9 protein-coding genes, 2 tRNA genes, 3 rRNA genes and 1 other RNA gene are annotated in these 10,171 nt (G+C 61.3%); 9 read left to right on the top strand and 6 right to left on the bottom strand.

The window, feature by feature from the left end; genetic code table 11:
• Positions 1-30 precede the first annotated feature (30 nt).
• The 6 genes from QAA18_RS07690 to rpiA all read left to right on the top strand — a co-directional run bounded on the left by QAA18_RS07690 (position 31) and on the right by rpiA (position 2,604).
• Positions 31-252: a TIGR02449 family protein gene (locus QAA18_RS07690; RefSeq protein ID WP_279412336.1), complete on the top strand. Its 222-nt coding sequence runs from the start codon at positions 31-33 to the stop codon at positions 250-252.
• Positions 249-539, top strand: a complete 291-nt coding sequence (locus QAA18_RS07695; protein WP_279412323.1) for a cell division protein ZapA — start codon at positions 249-251, stop codon at positions 537-539. The genes QAA18_RS07690 and QAA18_RS07695 overlap by 4 nt, the downstream gene beginning before the upstream one ends.
• Positions 540-606: 67 nt before the next feature.
• Positions 607-792, top strand: a non-coding RNA gene (ssrS, locus tag QAA18_RS07700) — 6S RNA.
• A gap of 60 nt (positions 793-852) precedes the next feature.
• Complete coding sequence (locus tag QAA18_RS07705) at positions 853-1,467, top strand: 5-formyltetrahydrofolate cyclo-ligase (RefSeq protein WP_279412324.1); 615 nt, start codon at positions 853-855, stop codon at positions 1,465-1,467.
• A 14-nt stretch (positions 1,468-1,481) separates the two neighbouring features.
• Positions 1,482-1,949 (top strand): EVE domain-containing protein, encoded by a 468-nt coding sequence (locus tag QAA18_RS07710; RefSeq protein WP_279412326.1) that lies wholly within the window; start codon positions 1,482-1,484, stop codon positions 1,947-1,949.
• Between the two features lie 7 nt (positions 1,950-1,956).
• Complete coding sequence (gene rpiA / locus QAA18_RS07715; RefSeq protein WP_279412327.1) at positions 1,957-2,604, top strand: ribose-5-phosphate isomerase RpiA; 648 nt, start codon at positions 1,957-1,959, stop codon at positions 2,602-2,604.
• A gap of 69 nt (positions 2,605-2,673) precedes the next feature.
• Here rpiA and rrf read toward each other — a convergent pair.
• The 5 genes from rrf to QAA18_RS07740 form a co-directional block, all read right to left on the bottom strand.
• Positions 2,674-2,787 (bottom strand): 5S ribosomal RNA (rrf, locus tag QAA18_RS07720).
• A 165-nt stretch (positions 2,788-2,952) separates the two neighbouring features.
• Positions 2,953-5,816: ribosomal RNA gene (locus QAA18_RS07725) — 23S ribosomal RNA — on the bottom strand.
• A 211-nt stretch (positions 5,817-6,027) separates the two neighbouring features.
• Positions 6,028-6,104 (bottom strand) — tRNA-Ile (locus QAA18_RS07730).
• A 23-nt stretch (positions 6,105-6,127) separates the two neighbouring features.
• Positions 6,128-6,203: transfer RNA gene (locus tag QAA18_RS07735), tRNA-Ala, on the bottom strand.
• Between the two features lie 88 nt (positions 6,204-6,291).
• Positions 6,292-7,836: ribosomal RNA gene (locus tag QAA18_RS07740) — 16S ribosomal RNA — on the bottom strand.
• The 16S, 23S and 5S rRNA genes sit together here with 2 tRNA genes alongside, the layout of an rRNA operon.
• Positions 7,837-8,324: 488 nt before the next feature.
• Here QAA18_RS07740 and QAA18_RS07745 point away from each other — a divergent pair.
• Positions 8,325-8,786 (top strand): DUF192 domain-containing protein, encoded by a 462-nt coding sequence (locus tag QAA18_RS07745; RefSeq protein ID WP_279412329.1) that lies wholly within the window; start codon positions 8,325-8,327, stop codon positions 8,784-8,786.
• Positions 8,787-8,850: 64 nt separating this feature from the next.
• Entirely contained in the window at positions 8,851-9,696 is an 846-nt protein-coding gene (locus QAA18_RS07750) for a SirB1 family protein (RefSeq protein WP_279412331.1), read from the top strand.
• A gap of 10 nt (positions 9,697-9,706) precedes the next feature.
• Here the strand turns inward: QAA18_RS07750 and QAA18_RS07755 are convergent, their stop codons facing one another.
• The gene (locus tag QAA18_RS07755; protein WP_279412333.1) at positions 9,707-9,898 is read right to left on the bottom strand and encodes a rubredoxin; all 192 of its coding nucleotides are present in this window, start codon (positions 9,896-9,898) and stop codon (positions 9,707-9,709) included.
• 21 nt (positions 9,899-9,919) lie between these two features.
• Between QAA18_RS07755 and QAA18_RS07760 the strand changes: the two genes are divergently transcribed.
• On the top strand, positions 9,920-10,171 hold a 252-nt coding region (locus QAA18_RS07760), incomplete at its 3' end, for a thiamine phosphate synthase (RefSeq protein ID WP_279412335.1).

A 10,171-nucleotide genomic window follows, 5' to 3' on the forward strand; every position in this document is an offset into this window, starting at 1 on the left:
CGGCCGTTCACGGCTGCCTATCGTGCCTGGATGGACCACGCCGAGTTGATCGCCCAGCTGCGCGCCATGGCCGTGCGAGTCGATGCACTGGCGACGCGTGCCCAGCAGTTGGCCGAAGAGAACCGCAGCTTGCGCCAGCAGCAGGAACAGCTGGCCGGCGAACGCTCGCAACTGCTGGCGAAGAACGAGCAGGCGCGGTCCCGGGTCGAGGCGATGATCGCGCGGCTCAAGTCGCTGGAGCAGCACACATGAGCGCCAACGAGCCGGTCTCGATCAAGCTGCTCGACCGTGAATACACCGTGGGCGTCGGCCCGGGCGAGCGCGACAGCCTGATGGCCGCCGCACGCCTGCTCGAAACGCGCATGCGCGAACTGCGTGGCGGCAACCGCATGGCCGCCGTCGACCGCGTCGCGGTGCTGGCGGCGCTGAACATGGCCCACGAGATGCAGCAGCTGCGCGACAGCGAAGCAAGCCGCGATGCTGAATTGGCGAACGCCCTGCAGGACCTGCGGCGCAGCCTCGATCGCGCCGGAGTTTGAACGCACGCCCACGCACGTGCCGACGAATGGATGCGCGCGCACGCCGCGCGCCGGTATACTCCATTCGCGTCCTCTGCCCTGTGCGACGGCGTGCACAAACATGCGCCTTGTCCCTTAATGACGACCACGGGGATGCAGCGGAAGCCGGGTGTGCAGGTCCGCCACGCAGCGGGAAGCCCGATGGCCTCCAGGCATTCCCACTTGAACCCCGGGTTCAAGGTCGTTTGGCACGCATCGCCATGGCGGAGGATGTACCCACAACGCGGGGCCCGTGCCGTGAAGGCATCGGCCCCGTTTTTTTGACCCATCGCGCATGAGCCCATCGCAGCCGACGACCATCGACCGCAAGCTGCTGCGCCGGGAACTCCGGCAGCGCAGGCGCGACAGTCCCGCCGCGCAGCGGATCGCGGCCGCCGACAGCCTGGCAATGCGCTTGCTGGCGCTGCCGTTCCTTCCCGACCGCGGCGACGTCGCCGGGTACTGGGCCATGGACGGCGAGATCGCATTGCACGTGCTGCAGATGCGGTTGCCGCAAGGGCTGCGCTATTGCCTGCCGGTGCTGTGCGGCGATCGCCTGCGGTTCGCGCCTTGGCGGCCCGGGGATCCGCTCGCGACCAACCGTTACGGCATCCCGGAACCGGAAGTCGACGAGGCGGCGTTGCTGGAACCGGCATCGATGGCATTGGTGCTGGTGCCGCTGGTGGGTTTCGACGCGCGCGGCCAGCGGCTGGGGATGGGCGGCGGCTGGTACGATCGTAGCTTCGCGTTCCGCAACGAGGCGGCGGCGCGGCGACCGCCCTGGCTGGTCGGCACGGGGTTCGGCCTGCAACAGGTCGACGCACTGGACCGCGAGCCTTGGGACGTCGCACTGGACGCGATCTGCACAGAACGCGACACCATCCTCGTCCATAATCCCGAAACACCCTAGCCCGGAACTCCTGGATGGCTGCACGCAAACGCTACTGGCTGATGAAGTCCGAACCGGGCGATTTCTCGATCGACGACCTGCAGCGGGTCGGCACCGAACCCTGGACCGGGGTGCGCAACTACCAAGCGCGTAATTTCATGCGCCAGATGCAGGTCGGCGATGGCGTGCTGTTCTACCACTCCAACTGCGAAGTCCCGGGCATCTACGGCATCGGCGAAGTCGTGTCGGCGCCCTATCCGGACAAGACGCAGTTCGACCGCAAGTCGAAGTACTTCGACGAGAAGGCGACGCGCGAACAGCCGCGCTGGGACCTGGTCGACGTGGGTTACGTGCGCCACCTGGAGCGGGCGTTGCCGCTGGACGAGATCCGCACCCACGCCGATGCGCTCGGCGAGGAGTTCGCGTTGATCCGCAAGGGTTCGCGCCTGTCGGTGCTGCCGGTGACGGCGGCGCAATGGAAACTGCTTCTTTCCCTCGAGTAGGCCGGACATGTCCGAAGCCAAGCGCCTGGCCGGCGAAAAGGCCATCGAGTACGTCGAGGACGGCAGCATCGTCGGCGTCGGCACCGGTTCGACCGTCGCCTTCTTCATCGATGCGCTGGCGCGGATCCGGCATCGCATCGCCGGCGCCGTCTCCAGCTCCGAGCAGAGCACCGTGCGCTTGCGCGGGCACGGCATCGAAGTGCTTGAGCTCAACGACACCGGCCCTTTGCCTCTCTACGTCGACGGCGCCGACGAATGCGATCCGGCCAAGTGCCTGATCAAGGGCGGCGGCGCCGCGTTGACCCGCGAAAAGATCATCGCCCAGGCATGCGCGAAGTTCGTCTGCATCATCGACCCGGCCAAGCGCGTCGACGTGCTAGGCAAGTTCCCGCTGCCGGTCGAGGTGATCCCGATGGCACGCAGCCTGGTCGCGCGCGAACTGGTCCAGCTCACAGGCGGCCAGCCCGTCTGGCGCCAGGGCGTCACCACCGACAACGGCAACTGGGTCCTGGACATCCATGGCCTGCAGATCCGCGACCCGGCGGCGATGGAAACGGCCATCAACCAGGTCCCCGGCGTGGTCAGCGTCGGCCTGTTCGCGCAACGCCGCGCCGACATCGTCATCGTCGGCGGCGAGCCGCCGCAGGTCCTGTAGGAGCGGCGGAAGCCGCGATCGCGCAAAGAAAAACCCCGCAGCCGTAGCTGCGGGGTTTTGGGGTAAAGACCCTGGCGATGACCTACTCTCGCATGCTAAGTGCACACTACCATCGGCGCGTGCGCGTTTCACTTCCGAGTTCGGGATGGGATCGGGTGGTTCCACGCAGCTATTGTCACCAGGGAGAGGGTGGAGGGTCGCGGTCCATCGGCTGATGGTCGCGCCACGCTCTCGCTCGGTTGCCTGCAGCAGGGATTACCCCCGCGTTCGGCGAATAAGGTTGGGATGTAGCGAACTTTTCCGAATGCCGTCGACGTGTTCGTCGAGGATAAGGCAACTTGAGGTTATATGGTCAAGCCACACGGATCATTAGTACAGGTTAGCTCAACGCATTGCTGCGCTTACACACCCTGCCTATCAACCACCTGGTCTTGATGGTTCCTTCAGGGGGCTTGTGCCCCGGGAGATCTCATCTTGAGGCGCGCTTCCCGCTTAGATGCTTTCAGCGGTTATCGCTTCCGAACATAGCTACCCGGCAGTGCCACTGGCGTGACAACCGGAACACCAGAGGTTCGTCCACTCCGGTCCTCTCGTACTAGGAGCAGCCCCTCTCAAATCTCCAACGCCCACGACAGATAGGGACCGAACTGTCTCACGACGTTCTGAACCCAGCTCGCGTACCACTTTAAATGGCGAACAGCCATACCCTTGGGACCGACTACAGCCCCAGGATGTGATGAGCCGACATCGAGGTGCCAAACACCGCCGTCGATATGAACTCTTGGGCGGTATCAGCCTGTTATCCCCGGAGTACCTTTTATCCGTTGAGCGATGGCCCTTCCATACAGAACCACCGGATCACTAAGTCCTACTTTCGTACCTGCTTGATCCGTCGATCTTGCAGTCAAGCACGCTTATGCCTTTGCACACAGTGCGCGATGTCCGACCGCGCTGAGCGTACCTTCGAGCTCCTCCGTTACTCTTTGGGAGGAGACCGCCCCAGTCAAACTACCCACCATACACGGTCCCCGACCCGGATTACGGGCCCAGGTTAGAACGTCAAGCACGACAGGGTGGTATTTCAAGGTTGGCTCCACCCCAGCTAGCGCCAGGGTTTCATAGCCTCCCACCTATCCTACACAGACGAACTCAACGTTCAGTGTAAAGCTATAGTAAAGGTTCACGGGGTCTTTCCGTCTTGCCGCGGGAACGCTGCATCTTCACAGCGATTTCAATTTCACTGAGTCTCGGGTGGAGACAGCGCCGCTGTCGTTACGCCATTCGTGCAGGTCGGAACTTACCCGACAAGGAATTTCGCTACCTTAGGACCGTTATAGTTACGGCCGCCGTTTACTGGGGCTTCGATCAAGAGCTTCGCCTTGCGGCTGACCCCATCAATTAACCTTCCAGCACCGGGCAGGCGTCACACCCTATACGTCCACTTTCGTGTTTGCAGAGTGCTGTGTTTTTGATAAACAGTCGCAGCGGCCTGGTCACTTCGGCCCCCCCCAGCTATTCACCAGAGGAGGCGCACCTTCTCCCGAAGTTACGGTGCTATTTTGCCTAGTTCCTTCACCCGAGTTCTCTCAAGCGCCTGAGAATTCTCATCCTGCCCACCTGTGTCGGTTTACGGTACGGTCTGCGTAAGCTGAAGCTTAGGAGCTTTTCCTGGAAGCGTGATATCAGCAGCTTTGTCCTATAGGACTCGTCCTTAGTCTCAACGTTGCCCCCCCGGATTTGCCTAAGGGGACCGCCTCAACTCTCTCACCGGGACAACCAACGCCCGGCCTGCCTAACCTTCTCCGTCCCTCCATCGCACTTACGCGAGGTGCTGGAATATTAACCAGCTTCCCATCGACTACGCATTTCTGCCTCGCCTTAGGGGCCGACTCACCCTGCGCCGATTAACGTTGCGCAAGGAAACCTTGGGCTTTCGGCGTGCGGGCTTTTCACCCGCATTATCGTTACTCATGTCAGCATTCGCACTTCCGATACCTCCAGCAGACTTCTCAATCCACCTTCAACGGCTTACGGAACGCTCCTCTACCGCGCACATTGCTGTGCACCCCAAGCTTCGGTTCCATGCTTGAGCCCCGTTAAATCTTCCCCGCAGACCGACTCGACCAGTGAGCTATTACGCTTTCTTTAAAGGATGGCTGCTTCTAAGCCAACCTCCTGGCTGTCTGTGCCTTTCCACATGGTTTTCCACTTAGCATGGAATTTGGGACCTTAGCTGTGGGTCTGGGTTGTTTCCCTTTTCACGACGAACGTTAGCACCCGCCGTGTGTCTCCCGGATAGTACGTGCTGGTATTCGGAGTTTGCCATGGTTTGGTAAGTCGCAATGACCCCCTAGCCATAACAGTGCTCTACCCCCAGCAGTATTCGTCCGAGGCGCTACCTAAATAGCTTTCGAGGAGAACCAGCTATCTCCGGGTTCGATTAGCTTTTCACTCCTAATCACACCTCATCCCCTACCTTTGCAACGGGAGTGGGTTCGGGCCTCCAGTACCTGTTACGGTACCTTCACCCTGGGCATGACTAGATCACCCGGTTTCGGGTCTACTGCCTGCGACTATGCGCCCTTATCAGACTCGGTTTCCCTTCGCCTCCCCTATACGGTTAAGCTCGCCACAAACAGTAAGTCGCTGACCCATTATACAAAAGGTACGCCGTCACCCTTGCGGGCTCCGACTGCTTGTACGCACACGGTTTCAGGTTCTATTTCACTCCCTTCACCAGGGTTCTTTTCGCCTTTCCCTCACGGTACTGGTTCACTATCGGTCGGTCAGGAGTATTTAGCCTTGGAGGATGGTCCCCCCATGTTCAGACAGGGTTTCACGTGCCCCGCCCTACTCACTTATCATCGATATGGCCCTTTCGCATACAGGGCTGTCACCTTCTATGGCCAACCTTTCCAGGTTGTTTTGCTAGAACCAAATCGACTTTTGGGCTAGTCCCCGTTCGCTCGTCGCTACTGAGGGAATCTCGGTTGATTTCTTTTCCTCCGGGTACTTAGATATTTCAGTTCCCCGGGTTCGCCCTGCATGGCTATGTATTCACCATGCAGTACTCCTTGCGGAGTGGGTTTCCCCATTCGGACATTGCCGGATCAAAGCTTGTTGCCAGCTCCCCGACACTTTTCGCAGGCTGCCACGTCCTTCATCGCCTCTGACCGCCAAGGCATCCACCGTGTGCGCTTATTCGCTTGACCATATAACCCCAAGTCGCCTCAGGGTTACTGTTGCGCGAATATCACAACAACAACTTCAATAAAGACGTCCTTCGACGTCTCGCCTTAGCCTCTACGACACGTCTGGACATTCGTCTCAAACGCTCGCTACATCCCATTTGTCAAAGAACGCACCCCGGCTTCAACGCCAGGCTGCTTCAGATCTTTGTGTGCGCAGAAACATCCAGAGAGTTGGTGGGTCTGGGAGGACTCGAACCACCGGCCTCACCCTTATCAGGGGTGCGCTCTAACCACCTGAGCTACAGACCCAATGTTGCGTCTCTTGCCTCAGATGGTGGAGCCAGTCGGGATCGAACCGACGACCCCCTGCTTGCAAAGCAGGTGCTCTCCCAGCTGAGCTATGGCCCCGGTTTCCTTGCCTGGGCAAGGGGGACTCTCTCTGAATGCAGGTCACTTGTGCGGACGCCTGGAAGGCAATCAGCTGTCTTTAGTCTCTAAAGGAGGTGATCCAGCCGCACCTTCCGATACGGCTACCTTGTTACGACTTCACCCCAGTCATGAATCACACCGTGGTAACCGTCCTCCCGAAGGTTAGACTAGCTACTTCTGGTGCAACCCACTCCCATGGTGTGACGGGCGGTGTGTACAAGGCCCGGGAACGTATTCACCGCAGCAATGCTGATCTGCGATTACTAGCGATTCCGACTTCACGGAGTCGAGTTGCAGACTCCGATCCGGACTGAGAGAAGGTTTCTGGGATTGGCTCCCCCTCGCGGGATTGCAGCCCTCTGTCCTTCCCATTGTAGTACGTGTGTAGCCCTGGCCGTAAGGGCCATGATGACTTGACGTCATCCCCACCTTCCTCCGGTTTGTCACCGGCGGTCTCCTTAGAGTTCCCACCATTACGTGCTGGCAACTAAGGACAAGGGTTGCGCTCGTTGCGGGACTTAACCCAACATCTCACGACACGAGCTGACGACAGCCATGCAGCACCTGTGTCACGGTTCCCGAAGGCACCAATCCATCTCTGGAAAGTTCCGTGCATGTCAAGGCCAGGTAAGGTTCTTCGCGTTGCATCGAATTAAACCACATACTCCACCGCTTGTGCGGGCCCCCGTCAATTCCTTTGAGTTTCAGTCTTGCGACCGTACTCCCCAGGCGGCGAACTTAACGCGTTAGCTTCGATACTGAGTGCCTAGTTGCACCCAACATCCAGTTCGCATCGTTTAGGGCGTGGACTACCAGGGTATCTAATCCTGTTTGCTCCCCACGCTTTCGTGCCTCAGTGTCAGTGCTGGTCCAGATGGCCGCCTTCGCCACGGATGTTCCTCCCGATCTCTACGCATTTCACTGCTACACCGGGAATTCCGCCATCCTCTACCGCACTCTAGCCCGCCAGTATCCAATGCAATTCCCAGGTTGAGCCCAGGGCTTTCACATCAGACTTAACGAACCACCTACGCACGCTTTACGCCCAGTAATTCCGAGTAACGCTTGCACCCTTCGTATTACCGCGGCTGCTGGCACGAAGTTAGCCGGTGCTTATTCTTCCGGTACCGTCATGACTTCCGGGTATTAACCGAAAGCTTTTCTTTCCGGACAAAAGAGCTTTACAACCCGAGGGCCTTCTTCACTCACGCGGCATGGCTGGATCAGGCTTGCGCCCATTGTCCAATATTCCCCACTGCTGCCTCCCGTAGGAGTCTGGACCGTGTCTCAGTTCCAGTGTGGCTGATCATCCTCTCAGACCAGCTACGGATCGTCGCCTTGGTGGGCCGTTACCCCGCCAACAAGCTAATCCGACATCGGCTCATCCAATCGCGCGAAGCCTTGCGGTCCTCCGCTTTCACCCGTAGGTCGTATGCGGTATTAGTCCCGGTTTCCCGAGGTTATCCCCCACGACTGGGCAGATTCCGATGTATTCCTCACCCGTCCGCCACTCGCCACCCAGGGAGCAAGCTCCCTTGTGCTGCCGTTCGACTTGCATGTGTTAGGCCTGCCGCCAGCGTTCACTCTGAGCCAGGATCAAACTCTTCACTTAAGTTTTGCGGCTTTCCGTCCCGAAGGACTTCCGGCCAATTTCTTGAGTGCAGTCGTCGTCACCGAGCTCCCGAATCACTCGCTGCAATTTCTTGCATGAATTGATTAGGAGACTCTGTTACGAACGCCCTGCAAAATGGACAGTTATCCACCTGCCAGACGCCCGCACAAGTCACCTGCGCACACTGTCAAAGATCGTGGAACCGGCCTCAGCGCCTTGTTCCGTCCTCGTCACCAAAGTGCCCGAGGGAGCCGCACATCTTACCTGCTTTTTCGGGAACGTCAACACCCCGTGAGGAGTTTTTTTCGATCCCGGAGGGGGTGGCGGGCTGGTCCGTTTCCGGACCCCGGCTGGGCCGGTTTCCCGTGGCCCCCTCGGCAAGGGCGCGCATTGTGCACGTCGCGTCGCGCTTTGGGAAGGGGGTCTTTTGCCTTGACTCTGAACGACTGCTCAGGGAAGGTCGCCGCAGGCCCCCTCGGAACCCGCCAATGACCCGTGCAAAACGCGCTTTTTCCAGCCTTCTTCCGCTGTTGCTGGGCTGCGCGGCCCTACCCGGCTGCGCAGGCAATTCCTGGGTCGAACTGGGCGGGCAGCGCTACGCGGTGGAAGTCGCCGACGATCCGGAGGAGCGCGCCCGGGGATTGATGTTCCGCGACGAGCTGGCCGCGGGCACCGGGATGCTGTTCATCCACGAGCGCCAGGAACCGCAGGCCTACTGGATGAAGAACACCCGCATTCCGCTGGACATCCTTTATTTCGACGATTCGCTGGCGCTGGTTTCGCAACGACGCAACGTCCCGCCGTGCTCGCTCGGCGACATGTGCCCGTCGTATCCCAGCAACGCGCCTGCGCGCTACGTGCTGGAGTTGAACGCCGGCGAAGCGGCGCGCCTCGGCCTCGACGCCGGCGCGCGCATGGCGCTCGGCCCGGGAATCGCGCCGGCACGCTGAAACTGCGACATGCGTCGGCCTCGCGCGCTTGCGCCCGCGCGCGCTCCGGCGCAGGCTTCCGACCATGTCCCAAGGCATCGAACTCCCCGACTGGAATTCCCTCGCGGGACGCGACGACGACACCCTGCCGCTGCTGGGGACGGCATTGCTGATCGCGAGCGATGAATACCCCGCACTGGACCCCGGACAGTACGACGCCATGGCGCAGTCGCACGCGGACGGACTGCGCGACGAGGTCGCGGCGATCGACTCGCTGCCGTTGAAGATGCAGGCGATCAACCAGCGCCTGTTCGACGAGATCGGCTACACCGGCAACCACGACGAGTACTACGATCCGCGCAACAGCTATCTCAACGAAGTGTTCGACCGCCGCCTCGGCAATCCGATCTCGCTTGCGATGGTGCAGATGGAAGTGACCCGCCGGCTCGGCCTGCCGCTGGACGGCGTCTCCTTCCCCGGTCATTTCCTCGTGCGCCTGCCGGTCGACGACGGCGTCCTGGTGATGGATCCGTTCAACCGCGGCCGCCCGCTGGACGAAGACGAACTGCGCCGCCGCGCGCGCCCGCACCTGGGCGGCGAAATGCCCGACGACGAAGCGCTATACCAGATCCTGAACCCGGCTTCGCACCGCGCGATGCTGACCAGGATGCTGCGCAACCTGCACGGCGTGTATGCGGACCTGGACGACTGGGAGCGCGCGGTGCGCTGCGCCGACCGCATCCTGCGATTGTCCCCCGACAATGCCGAGGCCCTGCGCGACCGCGGGCTGGGCTACTTCAAGCTGGGGCACCGCCTCGGCGCGCGCTCCGACATCGCGCGCTACCTGCAACTGCATCCGCAGGCGCCGGATGCGGGATCCCTGCGCGAGAGGCTGGTCGACCTGAGCACCGGGGCCACCAAGCCGCACTGACCGCTTTTCCTCAGAGCGGCATCATCTCGAAGTCGTCCTTGGTCACGCCGCAATCCGGGCATGTCCAGGTGTCGGGGATGTCCTCCCAGCGCGTGCCCGGGGCGATGCCCTCTTCGGGAATGCCGGCCGCCTCGTCGTAGATGAATCCGCAGACCACGCACATCCAGGTGCGGTACGCGACCGTGTTGGCGACTTCGCTCATCCAGCGATGATAATCGACGCCATGGACAGCCGCACCCTCACCTCCCGTCCGCGCGGCCTCTACCTGGTGACGCCGGACGACGCCGACAGCGCGCGCCTGCTGGCCCGGGTCGAACCGCTGCTGGGGCATGCCACCTGGCTGCAGTACCGCAACAAGGCCGCGACGCCCGCGCTGCGTGCCGAGCAGGCCGCCCTGTTGCAGGCCGCCTGCGCGCGCGCCGGCATCCCCCTGCTGGTCAACGACGACCCCGACCTCGCCGCATCGGTCGGCGCG

The sequence above is a fragment of the Luteimonas sp. 8-5 genome (genome assembly GCF_029763755.1).
Classification (GTDB): Bacteria; Pseudomonadota; Gammaproteobacteria; order Xanthomonadales; family Xanthomonadaceae; genus Cognatiluteimonas.